Origin of the sequence: Rhodococcus sp. NPDC059968 (assembly GCF_042738615.1) — a bacterium.
Lineage (GTDB): Bacteria > Actinomycetota > Actinomycetes > Mycobacteriales > Mycobacteriaceae > Rhodococcus_F.
Map to the genome: position 1 here is coordinate 1 of NZ_JBHWUE010000105.1, position 25,023 is coordinate 25,023.

The window sequence follows — 25,023 nt, forward strand, 5'->3', positions numbered from 1 at the left end:
ACCCCCGAGGACGCACTCGACTGCGCCTGCGGGCTCTACCTCGCCGACCCCACCGCCTGGCAACAACCCCCGACGAATTAACGAATCAGACCACTTAGTCACCCGCGACTCGATGATCGGCACCGGACACGCACTCTCTCCGCAGCAAGTAGTTCGCTCATGAACGGCGCACACGACATGGGCGGTCAGATGGGCTTCGGCCCCATCGAGGAAGAACCCGATGAGCCGTGGTTTCACGCCGAATGGGAGAAACGGGCCTTCGGCATCACGCTCGCGATGGGCCCCACCGGTGCCTGGAACGTCGACATGGGCCGCCAGGCGCGTGAGTCCCTGCCGCCTGCGGAGTATCTGTCCTCGAGCTACTACGAGATCTGGGCCAAAGGACTCGAAAAGCTGGTCCTGCAAACGGGCTTCGTCTCGGACGACGAACTCCAAGCCGGTCGGTCGCTCACACCCGGGACACCCATCAAGCGGAGCCTGAAACCCGAGGAGGTCTTGCGCACTCTGACTGTTGGCGCCCCGAGTGACCGCCCGGCCACCATGCCCGCACGCTTTGCGGTCGGCGACCTGGTCGTCACCCGCAACATGCATCCGCGGGGCCACACCCGTCTGCCGCGCTACGCCCGCGCAAAACACGGCGTCATCGACCGGGTGCACGGAGCCCACGTCTTTCCGGACTCGAACGCCCAAGGACACGGGGAGGCGCCGCAATGGCTCTACACCGTACGCTTCACCGGTTCGGAGTTGTGGGGCCAGGACGCGGACCCCAACGTCACCACCTCGATCGACGCCTGGGAGAGCTACCTTGAACCCCGCTGACGCCTTGAGCGCCGCGGCAGACCCCGTCGCCCCGATCCCACGCAATGAGGACGGTGCGCCGGTGTTCACAGCGCCCTGGCAGGCTCAGGCCTTCGCCATGACGCTGGCACTGCAAGAGGGCGGGCTGTTTACCTGGACAGAATGGACGGCGACGCTGGCGGCCGAGATCAAAGGTGCGCAAGCCGCGGGCGATCCCGATAACGGCTCGACGTACTACCAACACTGGCTCGCTGCCCTCGAACGGCTCGTCATCGACAGGGACGTGATCACTCCCGCCCACCTCAAAGAATGCCGTGACGCTTGGGACCGCGCGGCACACGCGACGCCGCACGGCCAGCCGATTCTCCTGGAGAACGACCCGCATTACTGAGCACACTCCCGACCACCATCTGCTGACCCCTGTCTGAACGGCCGTCGATGCGTGAGGGAGTGTCAGTTTTCCGGTGGGGCTGGCTCTGGCACATCGGTGTAGTTCTCACTCAGGGGTGATCCGGTCTTCGAAGGTGATGGCGAACGCGTTCAGGCTCTTTTCCACCTCTTTGCCCCTCGTGCTCTTCCCTTGCCGGTCGGGTCCAGGGCCCGGGTGGCCAGATATAGGCCCTCGAAGGCGCCGCCTGTTCGGGGAAGTGCCCGCACCGCCCGCCGGTAGCGGGGGTTGAGACTCTCGATCGCAGCCCATACTCCGCCCGGTGTCTACAACGTCATGCCCCGCAACACCTCGGCTTCGGACCAAGACTGGCCTGTGGCCACCGGGATTCGACGAAGGGGGAGTCCTGTGGGGATCTCAGTCGCGCCAATAGTTGTTGGCCGCGGCAATGGTCTGGAACTCAAGGGCGATCACCTGGCTCGCGGCGATGAGGCTTTCGGGCGTCGTCGAATAGTTGGGACGACCCCCTTTCAGCACGTCGAAGTCGGGTTGAATGTTGTGGATGCTGTGACGCGCCATCATGATGGCGAGAGCGCGGCCTTCCTCCGCAGTTGCGGTGATGAGGCTGCCGCCCGGCACGAGCACGAGTGCTTCGTCGGGAACACGGTTCATGACAACTCCCTCTCGAGGTGGCGTCGAGACGGTGAATCATGCCGCGCCGCGGGCGCCGTGGGTGTGCGACAGTAGCGATGCTAGTCACCCGCCGTCCACTTGGACGCGGTATCGAATGAGGAACAGCGCACCCCGCGACCCCGCACAGTCAAGACAGTCACGGGAACTACCCCGAATTCAACACAGCTCGGCGGTCGGCCGGATCGCGGTCGCGGTCGCGGTCGATATGACGACGACACCCGTTGGCAAGCTCCTCGAAGCAGCGCTTGGTCGCACTACCACATCGAGCCCGACGTCGGTTCGAGGAGAAATTGAGGGTCGTTAACCTCGATCTTGCATGCGTCTGATGTGTCGCTCTGATCAGTTTCAGGTTGGGTATTTCGGGCGTGGATTCGGTGCTCGGCAACGCGCGTTCGCCCGACGCGGTCGGGTGGTCGTCGGGGTCCAGGGCCCCGAAAGTTGATTCCCTTTCGTCTCGATCGTCGGATTGGTGCTGGTCAGAGGGGGTCGGGGATTGCGTTGAGACGGGCCAATGCGGTGATCAGCAAGTCGATCCAGGGTGCGTGGGCGGACAGTCGCAGGTGCACTTTTCGTGCGTGACGGGCGATGCGGCCGGCGGTCGCGAACAGGCGTAGGCGTAGCCGTTTCGGCTCCCACCGACTGGCCGGGTCGTCGGTGAGCGCGAGCATCTGCATCCATGCGGTGACCTCGACGGCGAGGGCGACGAGGGCGAGCCAGATCCGATTCTGATCGAAACCGTGCAGCGGAAGGTTCTCGAGGCCGGTGTCTTTCAGGATGCGGATCCGGTCTTCGCAGCGTGCCCGGCGCCGGTGCCGCAGTTCCAGATCGGGCAATTGTCCACCTTCGGTGTTGGTGACGAACGCGGTCAACCGCAGCCCGTCACGGTCGGTGAAGCGCAGTTGTGCACCGGGGTGTGGGCGTTCTTTGCGGACGATGACCCGCATCCCGTCGGGCCAGCCCGGCAGCTCGAGCAGACTGGTTACCTCCGTCACCCAGGCGCCGTCGCGGGGTTGCCCGTCGGCGTTGTAGGCGGGGATCCAAGCACGTTCGGAAAGGGCGTCGATGGCGGTGACGATGGTGTCGGTCAGACCGAATCCGATCGAGTACGACAACTTCTGTGTGGTCAGGTAGTCGATGAGGGCATGGGTGCCGCCGGCCGCGTCGGTGCGGATCAGTACCTTGCGTCCGATCCGTCCGCCTTTGGCGGTGAACGGCAACTGCCGCAATGCTTGCCGTATCAGTTCGATGTGGTCTGCGGCGGTGTTGGAGCCGGCGTTGCCCGGTCGCAGCATCATCGCCAACGGCTCTCCCGTGCCGTCCGGTCCGTGGTCCACGAACGCGCACAGCGGGTGGAAACCGAACCCTCTCTTGTAGGTGGCGGCAGCCTTTTCCTTTTCCGAGTGGGCGGTGACCAGGGTGGCGTCGAGGTCGATGATCAGCGGATGTCCGGCGTCGATCTCATGGTCGGGAGCCTGTTCACCGGCGGCGTTCCAGGCGATCCGTCGGGCTGTCGAACGCGCGGAGTTGATTGCCGCCAACGCTTTCGGAGCGTCGGCGGCCAATGCGGCAATCAGTCTCGAGACGGTGGGATCGGACGCCACCCGGCCGAAGACTGCGGGTTCTTCCCGCAGCAGCGCGATATCGGCCAGGCAGTCGCCGCCCAGGGCGAGTGCCATCGTCAGATCGGCGATGATCTTGCCCGGATCGTGGGAGGTCGTCGGTTTACGCCACGGCTCGAGCGCACTCGACAACGCGGTCGTCAGACAGTTTTCTCTGCGGTGCGTAGCAACAACACCGCCCCGGCGTGCGACACGACACCAGCCCCGGTGGAGTCAACGGACAGCGACGGGTACCACGAAGTAGACTTGCCCACCAGAAAGGTGCTCCTCGAACGCAGTGAATATCGGCCCTCAGCAAGCCATACTCTCCCAGTTCAGAGCACCTTTCTTCATGATCAACACGCGGCCGGGGCATGACCAACGTGAAAGCCCGAGGTTAATGACGCCAGAACCGACATCCCCGAAATCAGAAGCGGTACCCGCAGTCCGCCACCCGCCTTCACACGGTTATCTGAGCCGGTGACTCCCAGTTTGCGTGCAGCTTAGGAAACACCGTTGTGCTTGTTCGCGCGTTCGACGATCGGAAGGAGGACCGATTGTGCGGCCTGCGCCCGCTCAGGGGTGAATTCGAAAGTATCGCAGATCGCTTGGTAGATGCCCGGCGAGTGCGTCCGCAATACTTCCCCGTCGGGGGCAAGACTGACGATAACGGTGCGCTCGTCTTTCGGATTGCGGGTCCGATGTACCAATCCGCGCTTCTCCATACGCTTCAGCAGGGGTGTCATGGTGCCGTAGTCCAATTGCAACCGCTGGATCAACTCGCCGACCGAGAGATTCCCGCACTCCCACAGCGTTGCGAGAACTAAGTACTGCGGGTACGTGAGGCCGAGCGGCTCGAGTAGCGATCGATAGACGGCCGTCACCGCTCGGGATGCGGCATGCAGATTGAAGCACACCATGTTGTTGAGGCGAACCACGTCGGTTTCCTCGCCCGGTGAACTGCTCATGGCATAATGATACGGCCATTCACTTTCACCCGCTTTCTTCGTGCACTAGATAAGAGTGTACGATGTAATAGCGGCCGACATCAACGCACCCCAACGGACGTCTAAATCGTGCCATCGATTGCGGCGGGCTCGGGCTGCGGAGAGGCCTCGCTTTGATGCGACGGCAAGTGGGCTGGTTCAACAGCTCAAAAGGCGGCGGTGCAAATGTCGAGCAATGAACAGAGTTGGCGCCAGCGTGGTCACCACACCGAATGCGAGGCGCTAGACCGCCTGGTGGCAACTGCGGGGGCCAGTCAGAGCCATGCACTGGTGTGGCGTGGCGAGGCGGGCATCGGCAAGACCGCGGTGTCGGAATATCTATTGGATCACGCGCCAGGATGTCGCACACCGCGAGCCGTGGGCGTTGACTCTGAGATGGAACCTGTGTTCGCTGGATTGCAACAGCACTGCGCACCGATGCTGGACCACCTCGACCCCCTCCCCTGCCCGCAGCGACACGCACTGGCCATAGCGTTCGGCTTGCGCACGGGCGACCCGCCGGACCGCCGCATCGAGCGCGAAGTCTCTAGCGCTGCCATGCTCGTCGAAAAGACGAAACCGTGGACTTTGAATGCGTTCTCATCTGACCGTTCGGTCATCAGCAAGCGCGATACGCTGCATCCACATCCACATCGACACAGCGCGGACGCCGGCGCGGGTCGCCCTCGTCGTGGGCGGCGCAGCGCTGGCAGCAAGATCACAAGGTCAGTGCATGGTTCCACATCCGACGGTCCCGCCGGACCGATTGATTTGCTCGAATCCATCCGCGTAGCGAACCGATCCGCAGACCCGGCGTGGTTGCGAATATTCCAGCGCGGGAATGAAGTAACTGATGGTTGAGTTTGATCCCCACGCGACACAGCGAGATCTAGCCCCCTCCGTCGCAGCGGAACTCCGTGCGACCGGATTTGAGGATGTTCGCGAAATCGGACGTGGGGGTTTCGGCGTCGTGTACCGCTGCCGACAGCCGTCCCTGGACCGCACAGTCGCGGTCAAGGTCCTCACCTCCGACCTGGACTCCGCGGCTCGCGCGCGCTTCTTCCGTGAACAACAGGCAATGGGCCGGTTGTCGGGACACCCGAATATCGTGAACATCCTTGATGTCGGGACGATAGGGAGCGGTCGACCGTTCATTGTCATGCAATACCATCCGCACGATTCGCTGGAGGGTCGAATCCACCGCGATGGTCCGATCGGGTGGCACGAAGCCCTTCGGCTCGGCATAAAGATCGCCGGCGCCCTGGAGACGGCGCACCGCCTAGGCATTCTTCACCGTGATGTGAAACCAGGGAACATCCTGTTCACCGATTACGGAGAGCCTCAACTGACGGACTTCGGCATTGCCCACATATCCGGAGGGTTCGAGACCGAGACAGGCTCCGTCACCGGCTCACCCGCGTTCACCGCCCCAGAGATACTCAAGGGAGAGCCGCCGACCGCCGCCTCCGATGTTTACAGCCTCGGTGCGACGCTCTTCTGCGCCATCACCGGACATGCCGCCTTCGAGCGCCATCGCGGAGAACACGTCGTCGCACAGTTTTTGCGGATCACCACACAACCGACCCCTGAGCTGAGCGGACAAGGTATCCCCGACGACGTACGTGCAGCCATTGAGCGGGCCATGGCGGGCAGCGTGGCAGAGCGGCCGGCCTCCGCCGAAGAATTCGGAGAAATCCTTCGCGACGCCGAGCGTCACAACAACCGCAGCGTCGACGAGATGGCGCTGCCCACCGACAGAGGAGCCGAGTTAGCCGCCGACACGCCTCCCGACGAAAAGTCCGACGCCCCTGCGCCAGACAGATCTCCGCTGCCGGGGAGGGACAGTCTCATGCCAATGCCGCTCGCGATTCGCGGCAACGAAGGAAACCTACCGCTGGAGCTGACAAGCTTCATCGGCCGCCGCCACGAACTGGCTGAGGCGAAACGTCTGTTGTCGACGTCCCGGCTGGTGACCATGACGGGGATCGGTGGTGTCGGCAAGACCAGGCTTGCATTGCGGGTGGCCGCCAGTGTGCGGCGCGCATTTGACGACGGGGTGTGGCTGATCGAATTGGGGGAACTCGGGGACCCGGCGCTCCTGACGGACTCCGTTGCCACCGCGTTTGGGCTTCGGGCCCGTTCGACACATCCCCCGTTGATGTTGTTGGCTGAATTTCTCGCCGAACGGCGCCTACTGCTGGTCCTTGACAACTGTGAACATCTGGTTGAAGCGGTCGCAGCACTGGCCGGATCCCTGCTCCGGACCTGTCCGGACCTGCGGATCCTAGCGACAAGCCGCGAACCTCTGGGTATCGGCGGCGAGGTCGCGATGCGAGTGCCGCCGCTCGGGGTCCCAGACCCGGGCCGTCCACCATCGCCGCAGAACCCACCCTGCTACGACGCGATCACCCTGTTCGCCGAACGGGCGCGCACAGCGGTACCGGAGTTCAGACTCACCGACGACAACATGGCCGTAATCACCCAGATCTGCCAGCGGCTGGACGGATTGCCGTTACCAATCGAGTTGGCGGCGGTACGGCTACGAGCAATGTCCGCAACACAGATTCTGGACCGGCTCACGGACCGATACGCATTGCTCACCGGCGGCAACCGAGGTGCGCCGACGCGGCAGCAAACATTGCGGCTATCCATCGACTGGAGCTACGAGCTGTGCACGCCGCAAGAGCAGCAACTGTGGGCACGACTATCGGTGTTCGCCGGTGGTTTCGAACTCGATGCGGCGGAGGGCGTGTGCGACGGCAACCTGGGCGCCGACGAGCTGCTCGATACCATCGCATCGCTGGTCGACAAGTCGATCCTGATCCGCGAGGAACCTGGTGCAGTAGCACGCTTCCGAATGCTCGAAACCCTCCGCGAGTACGGACGGGAGAAGATCCAGGACAGCGACAACCACACCGCGTTGAGGAGGCGGCACCGGGACTGGTACATGTACTTGGCCAAGCGGGCAGAGGCCGACTGGATCTCCCCCCGACAGATGGAGTGGATCGCTCGTCTGCACCGGGAACAGCCAAACCTGCGTGAAGCTCTGGAGTTCTGTGTAACCGAGCCCGGGGAGATCGAGCCTGGACTGCACATCGCGTCCGCTCTGTACCCCTTCTGGTTCACTCGCGGCCTGCTCAGCGAAGGATGGCACTGGTTCGATCGGGCACTGGCACATCAGAGCGGATCACCTGGACAAGTGCGGATACGAGCCCTGTGCACCCAGGCTGTAATGGCCGGACTACAAGGCTACCTGCGGGCGGGAAAGGACCTGGTAGCGGAGGCAAACGACCTCACCGACCAACTGGAGACCGTTGAAGAGCGCGCCTTCATCTCACATGCCAACGGATATCTGGCCCTATACGGCGGCGATCCGTCCCTCGCGGCCCGCTCCTTCGACCTTGCCCTCGACGGGTTTCGGGGCGAGGGCAACCCTATTCAGCAGATCGAAGCCCTCATCGGGCTCGGGTTGGCCAGGTGGCTGCTCGGCGACACGGCACGCTCAATCGCCTCTTACGAGGAGGCTCTCGCTATCACCGAACGTTGCGGGGAATCGGTGTACCGGACATATTCGCTGTGGGCGCTAGGCCTAGCGGCATGGCGCCAGGGTGACCCGGAACGGGGAACACACCTGCTCGAGCAGGGCCTGCGGCTCACGCGTCAGGTGGACGATCCGGTCAGCTCTTCCCTGTGTATCGACGCGCTCGGCTGGATCGCGGCCGACAAGCACCGCGAGCGGGCCGCAGTGCTGATGGGCGCGGCCAGGGCGCTGCGGCAGTCCGTGGTCAACCCCACGGATCATATCCCCGGCGTCACTCACTACCACGAAGAGTGCGAGCGACAAACACGCAGAGCCCTCGGTGAGCTGGCATACGAAGCGGCCTTCCAGCGTGGCAGGGCACTGAGTTTCAGGGACGCCGTCGCCTACGCCCTTAAGGAGAATCCCGGCACGTCGCCACAAGATTCCCTTGGCACCAGCACCATTCTGACCCGACGAGAGAAGCAGGTGGCCGAGCTGGTGGCCGCGGGGATGACCAACAAGGCAATCGCGGCCAACCTCGTGATCTCGCAGCGCACCGCACAGGGGCATGTCGAACACATCCTCGTCAAGCTCGGGTTCACCTCACGAACACAGATCGCCGCCTGGGTCGTCGAGCAGGGGCATGACCACGAGCGCTAACCCGGCAACACCCATACGGCGAAGAGGATGCGCGAACGTATGACACGGCGAAATACACTGCCTAGTAATCGAATAGGCTTTCTCGCAGACCGCCACGGCACGCGGAGAGGCGACCGAACTGCCCTCCGAAGACGCCCGTGTGCACCGTCGACCCGGCTCGTTTCTAAGAGAGACCACATACGCGCGCAGCAGCCCACGAGGAACAGTCCTCAGGGCACCGGTCCGTCCTCCACTAGACGTCAGGAGGCCTCAGGGACGGCACACTCAATTCCCGCCGAGACCCGATTTCGTCTTCGCTCCTCTTCCGTCGTGCCACCCCATATTCCAAACTGCTCACCTGCATCGATCGCATGACACAGACACCAGGCGCGAACGGGGCAGCCCTGACAGACCCGCTTCGCAGCTCGAGTGCGATTCAGGCGCTTCTCACCACGCTCGTTATCAGGGTGGAAGAACAGGTTGGCGTCAACTTTTCGACACGCCGCATCCAATTGCCAGTCCCATACTGCGGTTACAGGACGAGGAAGCCGAATACTCTTGAGTGCAAACAAACAATTACCATCCTCTCACCGCTAGACCAATCAAACGCACCTAGCGATTCCCGGGGCTCCGAAGGGCGCCGTAGCGGCGGATCAGAGTATCAGTAGATGAGTCACCGGTATCAGAATCTGCGGTGCCGCTCAGTGCTTCGTGCAGAGTGAGCGCTTGGGTCTTTCCCAACTCGACTCCCCACTGGTCGAACGAATCAATTCCCCACACCGCACCCTGCACGAAGACTTGATGCTCGTAGAGAGCAATCAGCTGCCCAAGAACGGAGGGAGTCAGTTTCGAGGCGAGGATGATGGTTGACGGCCGATTTCCCGGCATGACGCGGTGTGGCAGTGACTCCGCGGGCAGCCCGGCGGCGCTGATCTCCTGTGCGGTTCGGCCAAAGGCCAGCACCTTCGTCTGCGCGAAGAAGTTGCTCATCAGAAGGTTATGCATGCTTCTCGCCTCGTCGGTAGCGAGAAGTGCATCGGCCGGTTCTCCGAAGCCAATGAAGTCGGCGGGGATAAGCCTCGTCCCTTGATGCAAGAGTTGGTAGAACGCGTGTTGGCCGTTCGTTCCCGGCTCACCCCAGAAGATCTCACCCGTTTGTGTGGCCAGAGACGAGCCATCGGAGTGCACGGACTTCCCATTTGATTCCATCGTCAGTTGCTGAAGATAGGCGGGGAATCGACTGAGGTCGTGCGAGTACGGCAGCACTACCCGAGAGTCAGCACCGAAGAAGCTCGAATACCACACTCCGAGTAGCCCAAGCACTATAGGCGCGTTGTGCGCGAGCGGCGCGGTTCGGAAGTGCTCGTCGATGGCATGCATTCCCGAGAGAAACTCTGAGAATTGTTCTCTTCCAATAGCCGCCATGATCGACAGGCCAATCGCAGAACCCACTGAGTAGCGTCCACCAACCCAGTCCCAGTAGCCAAATGTGTCGGTGGCGGCGATCCCGAAGTCGGCGACACCCTCCGCATTGGTCGACACTGCAACGAAGTGATGGGCAACGGCGTCTTCGCCCAAAGCTGAGACGATCCACCGTCTCGCTTCCGCCGCATTTGTCATAGTTTCGATTGTGGTAAAGGTTTTCGACGCAATGATGAACATCGTGCGGCCCGGGTCGAGGCCGGTGAGATTCGACATGAGGTCTGCGGGATCGGCATTCGAGACGAATCGGACGTCGAGATCTTGGGTGCGGTAGGGACGCAGTGCCCGGTAGGCCATCGCTGGTCCGAGGTCGGAGCCGCCGATCCCGATGTTGACAATGGTCGTAATGCGGCTACCGGACGCGCCTCGCCGTGCTCCGGAACGCACACTGTCGGTGAAGGCGCCCATCCGGTCGAGTACCTCGTGCACGTCGCCAACCACGTCTTGTCCGTCGACGATCAGATGTCCACCGCGTGGCGCCCTAAGAGCGGTGTGGAGCACTGCGCGGTCCTCCGAGGTATTGATGTGCGCGCCGGCGAACATCGCTTCACGGTGTTGTTCGACGCGTGCGCTGCGAGCGAGGTCCAGGAGCAGGCCCACACTCTGCCTGGTGACTCGGTGTTTGCTGTAATCGATGTACAGGTCCCCTACGTTGAGGGTTAACTCCCGACCCCTACTCGGATCTCGATCGAACAAGTCGCGGAGATGAACGGATTCGATCTTGCGATGGTGCTCGACGAGTGTAGTCCATGTGGCCGACTTGCTGAGCTGACCTTCTGCTGTCGTCATGGGTTTCTCCTGCGTTTAGGTGCCTGATCTAGGCGAGTGTGCGTAGTCGGGGGGCCAAGTCGCGTTCAAACAGTTCGAGGAACCGCCTTTGGTCGTGTCCCGGCGCATGGAATACCAAGTGGTTGAGGCCGGCGTCGATGTAGCGTTTGATCTCCTCCACTGCGTGGTCGGGATCCGATGCGACGATCCAACGCTTGGCGATGTGGTCGAGGGGCAGGGCGTCTGCGGCCTTCTCCATTTCGATTGGATCCTCGATCGAGTGCTTCTGTTCGGCCGTCAACGACAATGGCGCCCAGAAGCGGGTATTTTCGAGCGCCGCCCGCGGGTCAGTATCGTACGAGAGCTTTATCTCGATCATCTTGTCGAGATCGGCAAGATCCCGACCAGCCTGATCTGCGCCGTGTGCTACGGCTGGCATCAACTTGTCGACGTAGAGATCCATCCCTTTGCCGGAGGTGCAGATGAATCCATCACCGCTCCGGCCGGCGTACCGCGCGACGACGGGGCCGCCTGCAGCAATGTAAACGGGAATCCCACCGTCGGGTACGTCGTAGATCGATGCGCCTTTGGTCTTGTAGTAGTCGCCGTCGAAATCGACGCGATAGCCGAGCCAGAGCTCACGCATGAGAGCCACCGCCTCACGCAGCCTGGAAAAGCGTTCCCGAAATGCAGGCCACTCGCCTTCAAACCCGGTCGCGATTTCGTTGAGCGCCTCTCCCGTACCGACTCCCAGCATCACCCGGCCGGGGTACAAGCACCCCATCGTCGCGAACGCCTGGGCGATGACGGCGGGGTTGTAACGGAACGTCGGTGTCATGACTGAGGTTCCCAGCTGCAAACGCTGGGTCCGTTCGCCGACCGCCGTCATCCACGCGATCGAGAACGGTGCGTGGCCACCTTTGTGCCGCCACGGCTGAAAGTGGTCGCTGACCGTCACACTGTCCAAGCCATGCTCTTCGGCAAGGACCCCTAGCTCGACGAGTTCACGGGGTCCGAACTGTTCCGCCGACGCCTTCAATCCCAACTTCAGCATCACGCCTCCACCATCACTGGGCGAACTATCTGTCCGCCAGATTGTTTGCGCAGCGCCAACACTGCTGTCGTCGTTCTCGTCGCAGATGATTCCGACTGGTGCGTCGAGCATCTCGCGACCTGGTTCCAGCCGTCATTGCTGGGGTCGGCCAATCAAGCACGAGGGCCGCCAACAGAAGCCTCAGCCTCCGATAGCTGGGAGGCCAACGTAGGGCTGTGCGGATTCGCAGATCCTCGACCATCTCGGGTGGCCAGTATTTGCTCGCCTTGGTGTGGTTCCGCCCGCCGCACGTTCGGTTGGGCGTTCCCCATCGCGTAGGGTCTCGCAGAATCGCTCAGATGGAGCGGCGCATGTACGTCCTTCGAGTTGGGCCTAGGGTGCGGACTCCGATTGTGGGCCCATGAGCTCGGCTCGGAGCGCTCTTCGCAGAATCTTTCCGCTCGCAGTCTTGGGTAATTCGTCGAAGACCAGGATCTCGGTTGGCACTTTGTACGCCGACAGGTGCTCTTTACACCACAGTCTGAGTTCTTCCTCGATAGAGTTCGATGCATCGGCCCCGCTATGCGTGCCGGGACGAAGAGTCACGAATGCTTGGACGCTTTCCCCGCGATAGTCGTCAGGAACACCGACCACGGCAACTTCTTTCACAGCATGATGTCGATACAACACGTCCTCGACATCACGAGGCCACACCTTGTACCCACTGACGACAATGAGGTCCTTCTTACGATCCACCACGTAGATCCAACCCTGATCGTCCATCACGCCGATATCGCCGGTATACAGGCCCTCTGGCCGAAATGTCGAAGCCGACTCTGCTGGGCGGGAGAGATACTCAGGGACGACCTGCGGTCCCGAGACCACTATCTCCCCCTCGACCCCCGCGGGGACTTCTCGTCCCTCGTTGTCGACGATGTGGACCGTCGTCCCGCCCATCGGCACACCGACGGACAGAGCGCCCGTCTTGGTTTCGGTTGGGGCACGTCGACCTCGAGGTACTGCGATGCAGGCGGACGTGGACTCGGTGAGCCCGTAGATGTTGTGGATGTAGACACCACATGCCTTTTCGAAGCGATCGACAACCTTGGCCGGAACCGCTGCGCCCCCGCTGAAGACCGTTCGAAGCTGTGACAGGACCGCGCCACTGTCGGACCGGCTCTCGAGAAGCGAGATGAACGCTGTGATTGCGCCGAGGGCAAAAGTCGGTCGATGGTGCTCGATCAATCGCAGCACCGTCAGTGGCTCGAATCTGTAGGTCATGACCATCGGCAATCCGTTGCCGAGGGCGAACGCCAGGTGTGCGCCGAGTCCGGTGATATGGAAGAACGGAGCGATGGTCAGGATGGACGTATCGTCTGCGACCTCAAACCATTGCGCATAATTCACTGCCTGGAATGCCAGGTTTGCGTGCGTGCCGACCGCACCCTTCGACGGGCCGGTCGTCCCTGAGGTATAGGTGATCAACGCCGCGGTACCCGGTGCCGGTGCAACCCAACATTCGCCGCGCCCTTCCGCCTCAATCACGTCGAGGACAAAGTCGCCGCTCGGCGGTGTCGGAATGTCCATCATGAATGGAAGCGGAATGTCGCCGGCAAGATCATCCGGGTCAGACCAGAGCGTCGGCAGATCACAGGCGAGATCATCTCGTGCCTGATCGATCACCTGACTCATCAACGGATGCGCGATGAGCACTTGGGCGCCGCTGTCTTGGAGTAGGTGTGCGAGTTCGCCCGGCCGCAGCATCGGGTTCACGGGTACCACCGATGCGCCTACGCCCCATGCTGCCAACAGCGCGACGGCGAACATCGGCGTGTTCTGCAGGGAAACCGCGACTCGACCGCCAGCCCCCACGCCGAGGTCTCTCAGTTGCCACGACAGCCGCCAGGCGTATCTGGCCAGTTCCCGACGACTGAGAGTTCGACCGAAATAGTGCAGCGCGGGTGCGTGTGGATCACTCGCTACGCTCGAGACGAACATCGCCAGAACCGACGCCTCGGGGGGCTCCAGGAAAGGCTCGACCCCGCTCGCGTACAGACAATGCCAGGGAGCCGGCGCGCTTATCTCGGTCATCGTGACTCCGTGTCCGTGCCTGTGCTGATTGTGGTCAGTTGCAGTGGCCGCGCTACCGGCACACACCGTCCGTTGACGTAACCGAGTGTCACCTCTACGGCGATCCCACACTTCCAGTCGACCTTCTCGGACCCCGGGTTGCCGGCCAGGAGCCTCACCTCGACGAGTGGACCTTCTGCGAGTTCGACAACGCCGACTGTGTACGGCACCTGGTCCGCGAAATCCGGTGACGGCGCACGATGTACCACCGACCACGCCAGCAACGCGGCCTTGCCGCTGACCGCGACTCCGTCGAATTCGCAGCCATGGCAGGACGAACACAACCGGCCGGGCGGGTGCTGCAAGGCGTGGCACGTCCTGCAACCTTGAAAACAGAGCTCCTGAGCACCCCAGGACTCCCAGATCTCGCGATCACCGAACGTTGTCATTGTTGTCCTAAGAGAAGAGTCGTCTGCGCGCCCAGGATTCCGCCGTTTCCATGCACCAACGCCGTGTTCGGGCGCTCCTTGAGCTGGTGCTCCCCTGCGATGCCACGCATCTGGCGTACCGCCTCGGTGACGTGCAGGATTCCACCTGCCGCGTTGGAGAGCATCCCGCCGTTCGTATTGGTCGGAAGCGATCCGTCGCGATCGAAGTATCCGCCGCGCATACGGTCAGCTGCCCTGCCTCGATCAGCAAATCCGAGGTCCTCGAGCAGCATCAAAACGGTGATCGTGAAGCAATCGTAGATCTGTGCCATCTCGATGTCCCCTGGGGACATACCCGCCATATCAAAGGCTCTGCTCGACGACTGATGAGCGGCGGTCCGACCGCTGAGAAAGAGCGCCGGATTGCGCAAGATCGACTGGTGCGACAACGCTTCACCGAAACCGAGAAGCCGCACCGCACCAGAATCTTGGGCCACCAGATTCTCCCGTGTCACGACGACCGCACCGCCGTAGTCGGTAACCAATGCGCATTCGAGCACGTGCAGCGGCGATGAGGCCATCGGCGACGCCAGCACGTCGTCGACCGTGATGGGGGTTCTATGCTTGGCGTGGACGTTCAGGGCTGCATGTCGACGAAATTGCACGGAAACAGATGCCAGGTCCTCCGCGGTAGCGCCCCAGCGGGCCATGTAGGCGCTTGCGATGAGAGCGTACTGGGTGGCAATCAGCGGACCACTGACCGTCTCGAACTCGCTGAGCTGCGCAGCCAGCAGACTGGCGATATTCGATGGCGGTTTCGATGTTCGATTGTCCGCCCACACGGCGAGAGCAGTAGTGCACGCGCCTCCCGCCACCGCGAGCGCGGCGTCGACTACGACCGATGCACCGGTTGCGCCGCTACGGGAGATGGTTTGAGACCACTGCGGTTCGAGTCCGAGCGATTCGGCAAGATCGGCACTGAAATCGAGGTGCTGTTCGGCAAGCGAGTATCCCGTGACCACACCGTCGATCTGCCCGAAGTCGATGCCCGCATCGCGCACTGCATCAATACTGGCCTCCACAGCAAGGTCGATCGCCGTGCGTGACGGATGCGGAACCCGCGACGCTTCGCCGGCGCCAAGAATCGCTACCTTCGTCATGTCGACGCCCCCCGGTCGCGGACTATGACGACCGCGTCGGCAATCACCGCGCGCATCCGGGTACCGTCTCGCACCAACAGCACCGGGTTGGCGTCGAGACTCTCGACCACAGAGTCCTCCGAGATCATGAGATCACCCACAGCCATAGCAAGGTCGACCCAACTTGTGATATCGACGGCTGCATCTCCACGAGTGCCGTGCAGGAGCGGAGCTACACGCAGACCTTCGATTGCCCTGATGACATCGACCCGTTCAAAGGGTGGAAGGAGGACCTTGAAATCCGGCAGAGCCTCGATGTATTTGCCTCCGGCCCCCACTACGACAACCGAACCGAGTGTCGGGTCCCGATGGCTGCCCACCATGACCTCGAACTCCGATTCCAACATCGGCTCGATGAGAAGGCCGTCAATGGCGAAGTCGTTGTCGACCATCGCTTGGAGAATCCGCGAAGCCGCATCGGCAACGGCCTCCGGGGTGGTCGAACCGAGGGCGACGAGTCCGTATTCGGTCTTGTGAGTGACGCTGCTGGTGCAGCCCTTCAAGACAACCGGCCGGCCGTCGAACCTCGCGAAGGCCTCCGCGGCCTCGGCCTCATCCTTGACCAACAGATGCTCGACCACGTCACCGCGGCGGGCGAGCACTGCGAGGCTGTCGGCCTCGTTCAGAGTGCTGGCCCGATGCAGGTCCACCGGTCGGCGAAGATCCAATGTGTCTAACCGTGCGACAGTTGTCATCGACTTCTTGTGCGCGATGTAGCCGGCCAATGCTCTGACCGCGTGCGCTTCGTCGCCGAAGACGGGCACCCCGGCTGATCGGAAGATCTTCGCCACCTCGCCCTGTGGCGTCACCACAGCCAGGGGGCGATCGATGCGGGCGATGAACTCCGCTGTTGTGGATGCGAAGCCCTCGATGTCGTAGCCTCGCCCTGCCACTGGAAGGCTGAACAAGTACGCGCCGATTGAGGAATCATCTTCGCCAAAGCAATCGAACACCTGCTGCAAGAGTCCACTGTTGGTCAGCAACGCCCCGGTGATGTCAACCGGATTCTTGGCTGTCGCAAAATGCGGTAGGGCTCGGGTGAGAGCGGTCTCTGTCTGTGCGCTGAATTCCGAGAGCCCGAGACCGTGTTCACTGGCGTAGTCCGATGCCAGGACGCACATCGCACCGGAGCTGCTGATGATCGCCAGTGCGTCCTCACTCACCGTGGCTCCGCTGAGGTAGAGGTCGACCGACTCGATGAGTTCGGTCATGGACGAAACTCGTCGTACACCAACTCGCTCGAGGAAGGCGTCGACCACGACACCGGCGCTGGCCAACGACCCGGTGTGCGACTGAACTGCGCGTGCCCCGTCTTCGCTGAGACCGCCAACGAGCGCAACAATGGGGATACCCCGGACCGCTGCCTTACGCGCGGCTACTTCGAATGCCGCCGCGTCGGAGACTCCTTCGGCGTACATGAGCACGACTCGAATAGCTGGATCGTCGAGCACTGCCAATATCATCTCGAAAACGTTGACATCACTGTCATTTCCCGTTCCGTGCATATATCGCACGCCAACACCACGCTCGCGCAGGAGACCGTAGGCAACCGCCGACATCCCACCACTTTGACTCACAACGGCCACCGAGCCATCTCCGGTGGGTGCTTCGATGAACATGGTGGAGAACGACAGAATGGCCCCGGTAGCGATATTCGCCAGTCCCTGAGCATTAGGACCGACGAGTCGCATGCCGGATTCGTGTGCGATCCGCACCATCTCGTTCTGCATGGCCGCGCCGGCAGGATCATGGGTTTCGGCGAAGCCCGACGACAATACGACGCAACCAGCGACACCTAGTCGCGCACATTCACGCACCGCATCGACCGCTCCGGCCCCGGCAACAGCAACGACAGCGACGTCCGGAATCGATGGCGCATCGGACAAAGAACTGAATGCGGCAAGTCCCTGAACCGTTGTGCGATTGGGATTGATAGGGAAGATTGACCCGCCGAACCCGTGCGTCTTCATATGATGGATTGGGCGACCACCGATCTTGTCCGGATTCTCCGAAGCCCCGAAGACAGCGACACTGCGCGGATCGTGGAAAACACTGGCTGCTACCTTGCGCATTCGTTCCCCATGACCTGGTCGGGATAGGCACAACCCTGAATCAGTACGGTGCCAGTCTTGTTCATCAACTGAGGTTTCCGATCGAGAGGTACTTCACATCGAGAAATTCGTCGATCCCCATCGACCCGCCCTCGCGCCCCAATCCGCTCTCCTTGATCCCCCCGAACGGCGCTTGAACGGCCGAGATGGAGGCGTCGTTGATGCCCACGGTGCCGTAATCCAGCGCCTCCCCCATTCGAATCGCACGATTGAGATCACGGGTGAAGCAGTACGCCGTCAACCCGAACGGGGTTCGGTTAGCGCGCTCGATGACGTCGCCTTCGTCGGTGAAGGTGAGAATCGGCGCTACCGGCCCGAAGGTCTCCTCCCGGGTGACGAGCATCGACTCGTCGACGTCGACCAGCAACGTCGGTTCGAAGTAGTTTTTGGTGTGAAGGGCATCGCCAGTCGCGACCGATCCGCCAAGCAGCAACTTTGCTCCCTTGTCGAGCGCATCGGAGACGTGCCGCTCGACCTTCTCGATGGCTTCGGGCCCAATCAGAGGACCGACCTTGATACCGTCGGCGAGCCCATTGCCGACCGGCAGGTCCGACATGGCGCGTCTCAGTCGTTCCGTGAAGTCGGCGGCGACCGCCTCGTGCACGAAGATGCGGTTGACGGATACGCACACCTGCCCCATGTTGCGGAACTTGGAAGCCATCGTCCCGGCCACGGCAGCCTCTAGGTCCGCATCGTCGAACACTATGAGTGGAGCATGGCCGCCCAGTTCAAGCGATACCCTCTTCATAGTATCGGCCGAGGAACGCATCAGGATCTTGCCCACTTCGGTCGACCCTGTGAAAGAGATCGCTCGCACTCGTGAGTCGTTCATGACGACGTCGGCGAACTCCTGTGGGTCGGCGGCGCAGAGCACCGACAGGACTCCGCGTGGTAGCCCAGCTTCCTCGAAGCATCGAGCTATCTCCAGAGCGGACAGTGGGGTTGCCTCCGCGGGCTTGGCTACCATTGTGCATCCCGCGGCCAACGCAGCGCCAAGCTTGCGCAACAACTGAGCCGACGGAAAGTTCCACGGCGTTATGGCCGCAGTTATCCCGATGGGTTGTTTCGTTACGACGATCCGCTTTGAGTTCGTCGTCGGCGGGATGGTCATCCCGTGCACTCGGCGACCTTCCTCCGCGAACCACTCGAGAAACTCGACGCCGTAGGTAATTTCACCCTTCGCCTGATCGAGCGGTTTCCCTTGCTCCTCGGTCAACAGCCGGGCAAGTTCGTCGATTCGCGCTGTCATGATGGCTGCGGCGGCGCGAATGATCCGTGATCGCTCGTGCGCCGGCGTACGCGCCCACTGCGGCGCAGCTGCCGCGGCGGCGTCGATCGCGTCGCGGACGTCGTCAGCCGTCGCCGTCGCAACGTTGGCCACGATCTGTCCGGAAGCGGGGTTGAAGACTGCGAAAGTAGATCTCGAAGCACCATCTTGCATCTCACCGGCCAGATAGCTGCCGTATGTCCTGTCACTCATGGGTTTTACTGTCCAATCTGCTGTTTCAGGAAGGTATGATTGCCGGCCGAGCCACTTGCCGGGATTCGCTTCCGGCGATGGCGGCGTGGACATCCTCGAGGCCGTAGACACGATCGCTCAGCGATTCGAACGGGTACTGCTCCCGCGTATCCGAAATGAAATCGACCGCTTTCTTCAAGTACCAGGGGTCGTACCGCAGGTACCCGTGGACGCGCAAATTCTTGCGAGTGAACACTGCGGGCGAGATCTTCACCTCAAAACCGTCACCAGCATTGAGGTTTCCCACCGCGGCGATGCTCCCACCGGTTCGTGCGAAACCGACCGCTTCCTGGAAGGCTTCGGGATGACCTGTCACCTCGACAACCAGGTCGGCACCGTGCCCGTGGGTGAGTTCCAGTAACCGAACTCGCCTCTGCTCTGCCGTCGCGTATGTGGACATGTCGATGACCTCCGAGGCTCCGAACGCCCGGGCCGCCGCGATTCGAACTGGTTCCTTCTCGACCACCACGACGCGTGCGCCGGAGTGGTGGGCTATCGCTGTGGCATACAACCCCAATCCCCCAGCGCCCTGTACGACAACGGTTCGTGCCCGATTGAGCCCAACTCCATCCAGGCTGAAGAGCATCTGGGCCAATCCGCAATTGGCCCCTGCGACCTCCGCGTCCGACACTTCGTCGGGAACCTTGTAGAAGCTCTGCCCCGGCGACAGACGATAGTGACTGGCGAAAGCGCCGTGGAAATGTGGTGTGGCGGTGGGCGGGCGCCGCATCAGTTCGATCGAGTTGACGCACAAATTCGGTTCGCCTCGCCCGCAGGCGATGCATCTACCGCACGTTTGAAAGTAGACCACAACGACTCGATCTCCGATCGTCACTGGACTACCCGCAGAATCGACCTCGAGGCGTGGACCCAGAGTCACTATTTCACCGACGAACTCGTGGCCCAGAACTACATTGCGGAAGTTCGGATTTCGGAAGTGATACATGTGTACGTCCGAGCCGCAGACCTGCGCACGACGAACGCGAAGGTTGGCGCCCCCTTCCGGGGGAGGAGCGAGTTCATAGGTTTGGATCTCCAACTTTCCCGGCCCCGTCAATGCGACGACACGTCCCTGCATAAAGAGTTCCTCGTTTCGAGATTCGGTCCGAGCTTGCTCAAAGCCATGGCCAGTGACGGTGACCGTCCGGTCAGCTCTCACGCACCGTCGTGGAGCTGTGTGAATAGTGGTGATGGGTTACGGCGTCATCGATCGAAGGTGCCTTCTCCTTCGCCCGCGCTTCCTGCTGGGCCAATTCACGATCGAGTGACCTGTTGTCCTTCATGTACTTGGCCAGCCACACCTTGCCCGCACTTTCGGACATGTGACACAGTCCCGGTACCTGCGGGTATTTGCTGCACAGCGGCACTGAAGGTCGCCCAGACCTCGTCGGTGCCGGTTCGGCAACCTTGCCGCTCAGCCCGATGGCGGCCCAGCGCCGAGCAGAACGTCCTCCGCAGGCCGAACATTCGAATGACGCAGGTGGAGGGCTGGCCGTCCAATGTGTGTCCACGCCCTGACACGATGAGCATTTGTAGTCGACCAGAATAGCCATCGGTTCACCACCGTTCGGTTCGTCGCACCGCGATCGATGTCACTCGTAATACCCCGGTGCGTGCTTGTACTCTGCCCAGTCGTCCACGTCGTGGGTGATCCACACGGTGGCGTCCTCGGTCTCGCGGATTCGCTTGATCCGGCGGAGGGTCTGCAAGGCTGACTTGGTGTCGGAGTCGATCGGAAAGTGGTACTCCTTCTCGAGTGCCTCACGCAGGTGGACCGCGTCACCGGTCAGAATGAAGGTCCGCGAGGCAAGGCGAACCTTAAGGCTCTGTTCGCCCGGTGTGTGGCCTGGCATGAACAGGATGACGACACTTCCGTCACCGAACAGGTCCAGATCGACACCGGGCACCTCCCGCCAATCGAATCCCTTCAGTCGCGCGAGCTGATCCGGCAGAAAGGCAAAGGCCCCAATCGGGTCAGGATGATGGGCAAACGCCAACTCGCCTTGACCAACGTAGAAGATGGCCTGCGGAAACAGGTGGTGTCCACCAGAGTGGTCGAAGTGCATGTGGGAAGAGATGACGTGGGTGACGTCGGAAACCTTGTAGCCGAGTGCCTCGATCTGCCGATCGATTCGCTGATCGGCGGTCCCTTCGAGGCCAATAGCATCCGCAAGGTCTTTTCCGTAAACACTCGCTGGATCCTCGATGGCCTCGGGGGAAATGCCAGTGTCGAACAGAATCAGTCCCTTGGCGTGTTCGATCAGAAATGCCGGCATGGGGATCTTCACCATCCCGCTCAACCCGTACATGAGAGTGCTCGCATCAACCGTGATCGTGGGGCTGTCCAGTGCCCACATCTTCCGCGCAAATCCCAATGACATAGCTGCATCCTTTTCGGTTACATCGACTTCGGTTCCTCCCATCGTGGTGGGCAATCCTGTTGTTGCCGCGTCCCACTTTCGGACACCCGAGGCGCCAAGTGCTGCACGCATTCGCCGAGCCGCGAACTAGTGATCGAATAGAGCGCTCAGCGCGGGCGCCACGTCGATGTGGCTCCTTACAGAACGGATTCGACCTCGCCCGACCTTTGCCATATCGCGGGCGAGACCTTTATCGTTCTCGCCGGAAGCATCGAGCAGAACATCGAGTCGCGGAAGCCGTGATGCGGCGTAACGAGGATCCGGTCCGGCGTTGTGCACGCAATCCGAGAGCAATACCACCCTCGAATCCGCTGCTGGTACGTTGCGCAGTAACCCCGACGCCGTCTCGAGCGCGAAGGCGACATTGGTCAGCCCTCTGGCCGGCACCCTCAGCAAGGTATCAAGTACCCCCAAGGGCGTGATTGGTTCTCCGAATCCCACCAGAACCGCTGCGTCCGACCAGAATGCGACCACCGCGAGACTGTCTCGAACCAACTCGCCAGTGAGAGCGCCGACAGTCGCGGCCGCTGTCCGGACGCGTTCTCCCTTCATCGATCCCGAGATGTCGACGATGAGGACTACTGAGCGTTTTGTGTACAGGCGTTCCCGCACCACAATGTCGTCTTCTTCAATGACCGGATTTGCGGCCAGCACCTCGAGTGTGCGATCGATATCGATCTCGTCGGAACCGCCGCGATATCGGACACTCGTCAGCTCACCAGCGACGCGGCGGTTTCGTTTGTCGCGCCGAGGTCGGCGCAGGGCAAGGCGGGCTGCGATCTGTCTGGCCAGTTGTCTGGTCGCCCGATCAGCCGAGAGGTCATCGGCGCAGTCGCGCAACATGATTCTCTCACCCGCTTCGTCGGTGAATCCAGGCTCGGATGGAAGGCTCCCAGGGAGTCCCTGCCGCCCATGTAGCCGTGGCCCTCCGACGAGCGCCACGCCTGCATGACTACCCATAGCAGGACGGAACAGGCTCGGATCGTTGGTTAGTTGTTTCGGTTTGCGGCGTAGCGGCTCGAATTTTCCATGTTCGTGGGACGGGCTGCGGCGCTCGACCGGGGAATCTGCGTCGATGACTCTTCAACCCGGCGCTGCGGCCGCCGGTTCCAGCAAGAAGTGGTCTTCCCAGATCGTCCGAAGGACTTGTTCCGGTGTTGAATCGGCAGTCTCGTCCACATGGACCCGGCCCGACAATGAAACTAAGATCGCCTCCAGCACCACGGAGATATAATCCTCTGGGAGGTTCCGTGGTGGAGTGATGTCGGAGGAGCTCGGAATGCTCACTTGCCGCAGTGCCGCTAACTGATGCGCAACAAGTGCCGTGTCGATTGCGCCACGCACGCTGCTGCCCTGGGTAATGGCTTCGTGCACGCGTGTTGCACGTGTGAGCGCAACGGCGTCCGAGATGAGACGTTCGGAGTCGAGGAGGGTGCGCAATCGCACGATCCCGCGTTCGGCTTCGGCATCCTGGTAGCCAATCGCGAGTCGGCACAGGCGATCGTGGACACTGGTAGACAGGCGCGTTGTGCCGACGTTGTCGTAGGGATTCATCGATGCCACCACCCGGAAGGTGGGTAGGGCCTCGACGGTGCCGACACGCGGAATGGTGATGCGGCGCTCGGCCATCGCAGTCAGCAATGTGTTCAGCGTATCTTCCGGTGCTCGGTTGAACTCCTCGACATATAGGAAGCCGCCGGACTTCATGGCTGCAATCAAGGGTCCTGGCACGAAGTTGTCTTCGTGGTAGTCCTCACGTAGGACCTGAGCCGGGTTGTGGTGGCCGACGATTCGGGCCGGCGTCAGGTCTGCGTTGCCCTCGACGAAGAGCAGCGGGATACCCCACTCTTGGGTAATGGCGCCCAGCAAGGTGCTCTTGCTCGTTCCGGGGGGCCCTTCGATCACCACGTCCCGACCTGCAGCAACGGCCGCGAGAAGTAGGTCAAGTTCCCGTTGGCGGCCAACGAGATGAGTGGCGACGCGTCGGCGGATCTCCTCAATCGGCCCATGGCCCTGGGCCTGTGGGCTCGCCACTTCGGATGATCGATCGACGACGCCGGTCATACCGCGCTCATATCTGTTGCGTCTTGAGATTGTCGACCATGTTTGAACAATGTAGTGCCCCTTTGCGGTTGGACGATGCGTTCTGGCCCCGGGTCCCCGGATGCCGTCCCATGTTGCGCTGGGACGGCCGTGACTGCGTGTCCCAATTTGCGACAATGCAACATCACCCAATTAGTTGGTGCGCAACAACTACCCGACAGCCAAGCCTGGAGACGTCGCTATGGACCTATTGCCGCGACGTCCGATTCTGGGACATCTTCTGCCGGAGAATCGGGAATAAATTCGAAACTCGATCCAACCCGCAGCAACACAACGGACCTCGCCGGGAACCGAACCTCGGAGTAGGGCTTACACCCTCGGCCCTGGCATACGTCCGTTGCCCTCATGATCGATTCCGAACGAACCGAGTAGGAGCTGTGTCAGCATGGGAAAGCTCGATGGGAAAGTCGCGCTCATTACTGGAGCCGGTCGCGGACAGGGGCGGTCGCATGCCCTGACCCTGGCCAGGGAGGGCGCCAGCATTATTGCGGTCGACGTTCCCGGCACGATCGAATCGGTCGAATACGAGATGTCGAGCAGCGAAGACCTCGCACAGACCGTCAAGGGAGTCGAAGAACTCGACCGCAGAATCCTCGCCGTGGAGGCTGACGCCCGCTCGCAGGAATCTCTGGACAGCGCGGTCGCCGCCGGCCTTGCCGAGTTCGGCCAGATCGACATCCTCGTCGCCAATCACGGAGTACTGAGCTTCGATTCGTTCTGGGAGATGAGCGAAGAGCGATGGACCGACGTTCTCGACATCAATCTCAGTGGAATGTGGCGCGTGACGAAGGCTGTCACTCCGCACATGATCGAGCGGGGCCGTGGCTCCATCTGCATGACGGGATCTATGAACGGGATTGAGCCGGGCTCTGGCTACGCCCACTACACCGCATCGAAGGCCGGGGTGCTGATGCTCATGAAGAACGTCGCCCTCGAACTCGGCGGCTACGGCATCCGATGCAATGCCATCTGCCCAGGAGCCACCGACACGCGAATCAATCACTGGCAGGGCTTGTACGACAGGTTGATCTTCCCAGGTGCGACCGGCCAGGACCTCTGGGACTCGAGTAAGAACTGGACCGGCCTCAAGGACCGACGACTTCTGGATCCACAGTCGCAAAGCAACGGAGTGCTGTTCTTGGTCTCCGATGATGCCGCAGATATCACCGGCGTCGCCCTCCCGATCGACGCAGGACACCTCATCCTTCCGGGGTACAACGGAACACCCGGATAGCACAAACGGGCCGGCGGCCGTAAACGTCCTTCGG

General features: G+C 61.9%; 20 protein-coding genes and 2 pseudogenes. 5 read left to right on the forward strand and 17 right to left on the reverse strand.

Translation table 11 applies throughout. The annotated features are described in order from the left end of the window. Nucleotides 1–159 precede the first annotated feature (159 nt). Nucleotides 160–819, forward strand: coding sequence for a nitrile hydratase subunit beta (gene nthB / locus ACFWAY_RS44430; RefSeq protein WP_378515008.1), 660 nt, complete (start codon nucleotides 160–162; stop codon nucleotides 817–819). After that, complete coding sequence (locus ACFWAY_RS44435) at nucleotides 806–1,189, forward strand: nitrile hydratase accessory protein (RefSeq protein ID WP_378515009.1); 384 nt, start codon at nucleotides 806–808, stop codon at nucleotides 1,187–1,189. The genes nthB and ACFWAY_RS44435 overlap by 14 nt, the downstream gene beginning before the upstream one ends. A gap of 62 nt (nucleotides 1,190–1,251) precedes the next feature. Here ACFWAY_RS44435 and ACFWAY_RS44440 read toward each other — a convergent pair. The 4 genes and pseudogenes from ACFWAY_RS44440 to ACFWAY_RS44455 all read right to left on the reverse strand — a co-directional run. Next, nucleotides 1,252–1,491: pseudogene (locus ACFWAY_RS44440) on the reverse strand (hypothetical protein); the annotation flags it as partial. Between the two features lie 112 nt (nucleotides 1,492–1,603). Next, nucleotides 1,604–1,858 (reverse strand): hexameric tyrosine-coordinated heme protein, encoded by a 255-nt coding sequence (locus ACFWAY_RS44445; RefSeq protein WP_378515011.1) that lies wholly within the window; start codon nucleotides 1,856–1,858, stop codon nucleotides 1,604–1,606. A gap of 497 nt (nucleotides 1,859–2,355) precedes the next feature. Next, a pseudogene (locus ACFWAY_RS44450) lies at nucleotides 2,356–3,752 on the reverse strand (IS1380 family transposase). Nucleotides 3,753–3,980: 228 nt separating this feature from the next. Then, nucleotides 3,981–4,445 (reverse strand): MarR family winged helix-turn-helix transcriptional regulator, encoded by a 465-nt coding sequence (locus tag ACFWAY_RS44455; protein WP_378515013.1) that lies wholly within the window; start codon nucleotides 4,443–4,445, stop codon nucleotides 3,981–3,983. A gap of 204 nt (nucleotides 4,446–4,649) precedes the next feature. Between ACFWAY_RS44455 and ACFWAY_RS44460 the strand changes: the two genes are divergently transcribed. Then, entirely contained in the window at nucleotides 4,650–5,324 is a 675-nt protein-coding gene (locus ACFWAY_RS44460; RefSeq protein ID WP_378515014.1) for a hypothetical protein, read from the forward strand. Next, complete coding sequence (locus ACFWAY_RS44465; protein WP_378515016.1) at nucleotides 5,317–8,643, forward strand: protein kinase; 3,327 nt, start codon at nucleotides 5,317–5,319, stop codon at nucleotides 8,641–8,643. The genes ACFWAY_RS44460 and ACFWAY_RS44465 overlap by 8 nt, the downstream gene beginning before the upstream one ends. Nucleotides 8,644–8,882: 239 nt before the next feature. Here ACFWAY_RS44465 and ACFWAY_RS44470 read toward each other — a convergent pair whose 3' ends face one another. The 13 genes from ACFWAY_RS44470 to ACFWAY_RS44530 form a co-directional block, all read right to left on the reverse strand. Beyond that, nucleotides 8,883–9,194, reverse strand: coding sequence for a WhiB family transcriptional regulator (locus ACFWAY_RS44470; RefSeq protein WP_378515017.1), 312 nt, complete (start codon nucleotides 9,192–9,194; stop codon nucleotides 8,883–8,885). A gap of 40 nt (nucleotides 9,195–9,234) precedes the next feature. Next, entirely contained in the window at nucleotides 9,235–10,893 is a 1,659-nt protein-coding gene (gene pgi / locus ACFWAY_RS44475) for a glucose-6-phosphate isomerase (protein ID WP_378515018.1), read from the reverse strand. Nucleotides 10,894–10,921: 28 nt separating this feature from the next. Beyond that, on the reverse strand, nucleotides 10,922–11,926 hold the full coding sequence (gene fgd, locus ACFWAY_RS44480) for a glucose-6-phosphate dehydrogenase (coenzyme-F420) (protein WP_378515044.1): 1,005 nt from the start codon (nucleotides 11,924–11,926) through the stop codon (nucleotides 10,922–10,924). A 372-nt stretch (nucleotides 11,927–12,298) separates the two neighbouring features. Continuing rightward, nucleotides 12,299–13,996, reverse strand: coding sequence for a class I adenylate-forming enzyme family protein (locus ACFWAY_RS44485; RefSeq protein WP_378515019.1), 1,698 nt, complete (start codon nucleotides 13,994–13,996; stop codon nucleotides 12,299–12,301). Then, the gene (locus ACFWAY_RS44490; protein ID WP_378515020.1) at nucleotides 13,993–14,424 is read right to left on the reverse strand and encodes a Zn-ribbon domain-containing OB-fold protein; all 432 of its coding nucleotides are present in this window, start codon (nucleotides 14,422–14,424) and stop codon (nucleotides 13,993–13,995) included. Before ACFWAY_RS44490 ends, ACFWAY_RS44485 begins: the two co-directional genes overlap by 4 nt. After that, nucleotides 14,421–15,563, reverse strand: coding sequence for a thiolase family protein (locus tag ACFWAY_RS44495; RefSeq protein WP_378515021.1), 1,143 nt, complete (start codon nucleotides 15,561–15,563; stop codon nucleotides 14,421–14,423). Before ACFWAY_RS44495 ends, ACFWAY_RS44490 begins: the two co-directional genes overlap by 4 nt. Beyond that, nucleotides 15,560–17,674 carry an acetate--CoA ligase family protein gene (locus ACFWAY_RS44500; RefSeq protein ID WP_378515023.1) on the reverse strand — a complete coding sequence of 705 codons (2,115 nt, stop codon included), beginning with the start codon at nucleotides 17,672–17,674 and terminating at the stop codon, nucleotides 15,560–15,562. Before ACFWAY_RS44500 ends, ACFWAY_RS44495 begins: the two co-directional genes overlap by 4 nt. 64 nt (nucleotides 17,675–17,738) lie before the next feature. Next, nucleotides 17,739–19,286: an NAD-dependent succinate-semialdehyde dehydrogenase gene (locus tag ACFWAY_RS44505; protein WP_378515024.1), complete on the reverse strand. Its 1,548-nt coding sequence runs from the start codon at nucleotides 19,284–19,286 to the stop codon at nucleotides 17,739–17,741. Further along, a complete protein-coding gene (locus ACFWAY_RS44510) occupies nucleotides 19,219–20,391 on the reverse strand; it encodes a zinc-binding dehydrogenase (protein WP_378515026.1) in 1,173 nt (390 codons plus the stop codon). Before ACFWAY_RS44510 ends, ACFWAY_RS44505 begins: the two co-directional genes overlap by 68 nt. Beyond that, nucleotides 20,381–20,554, reverse strand: a complete 174-nt coding sequence (locus ACFWAY_RS44515) for a hypothetical protein (RefSeq protein ID WP_378515027.1) — start codon at nucleotides 20,552–20,554, stop codon at nucleotides 20,381–20,383. Before ACFWAY_RS44515 ends, ACFWAY_RS44510 begins: the two co-directional genes overlap by 11 nt. A gap of 270 nt (nucleotides 20,555–20,824) precedes the next feature. Next, complete coding sequence (locus tag ACFWAY_RS44520; RefSeq protein WP_378515028.1) at nucleotides 20,825–21,655, reverse strand: N-acyl homoserine lactonase family protein; 831 nt, start codon at nucleotides 21,653–21,655, stop codon at nucleotides 20,825–20,827. 84 nt (nucleotides 21,656–21,739) lie between these two features. Then, the gene (locus ACFWAY_RS44525) at nucleotides 21,740–22,612 is read right to left on the reverse strand and encodes a VWA domain-containing protein (protein WP_378515029.1); all 873 of its coding nucleotides are present in this window, start codon (nucleotides 22,610–22,612) and stop codon (nucleotides 21,740–21,742) included. A 123-nt stretch (nucleotides 22,613–22,735) separates the two neighbouring features. After that, entirely contained in the window at nucleotides 22,736–23,716 is a 981-nt protein-coding gene (locus ACFWAY_RS44530; RefSeq protein WP_378515031.1) for an AAA family ATPase, read from the reverse strand. Nucleotides 23,717–24,140: 424 nt separating this feature from the next. On the opposite strand from ACFWAY_RS44530, the gene ACFWAY_RS44535 reads away from it, so the two are divergent. Then, on the forward strand, nucleotides 24,141–24,989 hold the full coding sequence (locus tag ACFWAY_RS44535; protein ID WP_378515032.1) for a mycofactocin-coupled SDR family oxidoreductase: 849 nt from the start codon (nucleotides 24,141–24,143) through the stop codon (nucleotides 24,987–24,989). Nucleotides 24,990–25,023 lie beyond the last annotated feature (34 nt).

Excerpts from the sequence above, each read along its gene's own strand:
- nthB (WP_378515008.1), top strand. The coding sequence starts at position 160 with ATGAACGGCGCACACGACATGGGCGGTCAGATGGGCTTCGGCCCCATC.
- ACFWAY_RS44445 (WP_378515011.1), bottom strand. The coding sequence starts at position 1,858 with ATGAACCGTGTTCCCGACGAAGCACTCGTGCTCGTGCCGGGCGGCAGC.
- ACFWAY_RS44455 (WP_378515013.1), bottom strand. The coding sequence starts at position 4,445 with ATGAGCAGTTCACCGGGCGAGGAAACCGACGTGGTTCGCCTCAACAAC.
- ACFWAY_RS44460 (WP_378515014.1), top strand. The coding sequence starts at position 4,650 with ATGTCGAGCAATGAACAGAGTTGGCGCCAGCGTGGTCACCACACCGAA.
- ACFWAY_RS44465 (WP_378515016.1), top strand. The coding sequence starts at position 5,317 with ATGGTTGAGTTTGATCCCCACGCGACACAGCGAGATCTAGCCCCCTCC.
- pgi (WP_378515018.1), bottom strand. The coding sequence starts at position 10,893 with ATGACGACAGCAGAAGGTCAGCTCAGCAAGTCGGCCACATGGACTACA.
- fgd (WP_378515044.1), bottom strand. The coding sequence starts at position 11,926 with ATGCTGAAGTTGGGATTGAAGGCGTCGGCGGAACAGTTCGGACCCCGT.
- ACFWAY_RS44485 (WP_378515019.1), bottom strand. The coding sequence starts at position 13,996 with ATGACCGAGATAAGCGCGCCGGCTCCCTGGCATTGTCTGTACGCGAGC.
- ACFWAY_RS44490 (WP_378515020.1), bottom strand. The coding sequence starts at position 14,424 with ATGACAACGTTCGGTGATCGCGAGATCTGGGAGTCCTGGGGTGCTCAG.
- ACFWAY_RS44495 (WP_378515021.1), bottom strand. The coding sequence starts at position 15,563 with ATGACGAAGGTAGCGATTCTTGGCGCCGGCGAAGCGTCGCGGGTTCCG.
- ACFWAY_RS44500 (WP_378515023.1), bottom strand. The coding sequence starts at position 17,674 with ATGCGCAAGGTAGCAGCCAGTGTTTTCCACGATCCGCGCAGTGTCGCT.
- ACFWAY_RS44505 (WP_378515024.1), bottom strand. The coding sequence starts at position 19,286 with ATGTCCACGCCGCCATCGCCGGAAGCGAATCCCGGCAAGTGGCTCGGC.
- ACFWAY_RS44515 (WP_378515027.1), bottom strand. The coding sequence starts at position 20,554 with ATGTCCGAAAGTGCGGGCAAGGTGTGGCTGGCCAAGTACATGAAGGAC.
- ACFWAY_RS44520 (WP_378515028.1), bottom strand. The coding sequence starts at position 21,655 with ATGGGAGGAACCGAAGTCGATGTAACCGAAAAGGATGCAGCTATGTCA.
- ACFWAY_RS44525 (WP_378515029.1), bottom strand. The coding sequence starts at position 22,612 with ATGGGTAGTCATGCAGGCGTGGCGCTCGTCGGAGGGCCACGGCTACAT.
- ACFWAY_RS44530 (WP_378515031.1), bottom strand. The coding sequence starts at position 23,716 with ATGACCGGCGTCGTCGATCGATCATCCGAAGTGGCGAGCCCACAGGCC.
- ACFWAY_RS44535 (WP_378515032.1), top strand. The coding sequence starts at position 24,141 with ATGGGAAAGCTCGATGGGAAAGTCGCGCTCATTACTGGAGCCGGTCGC.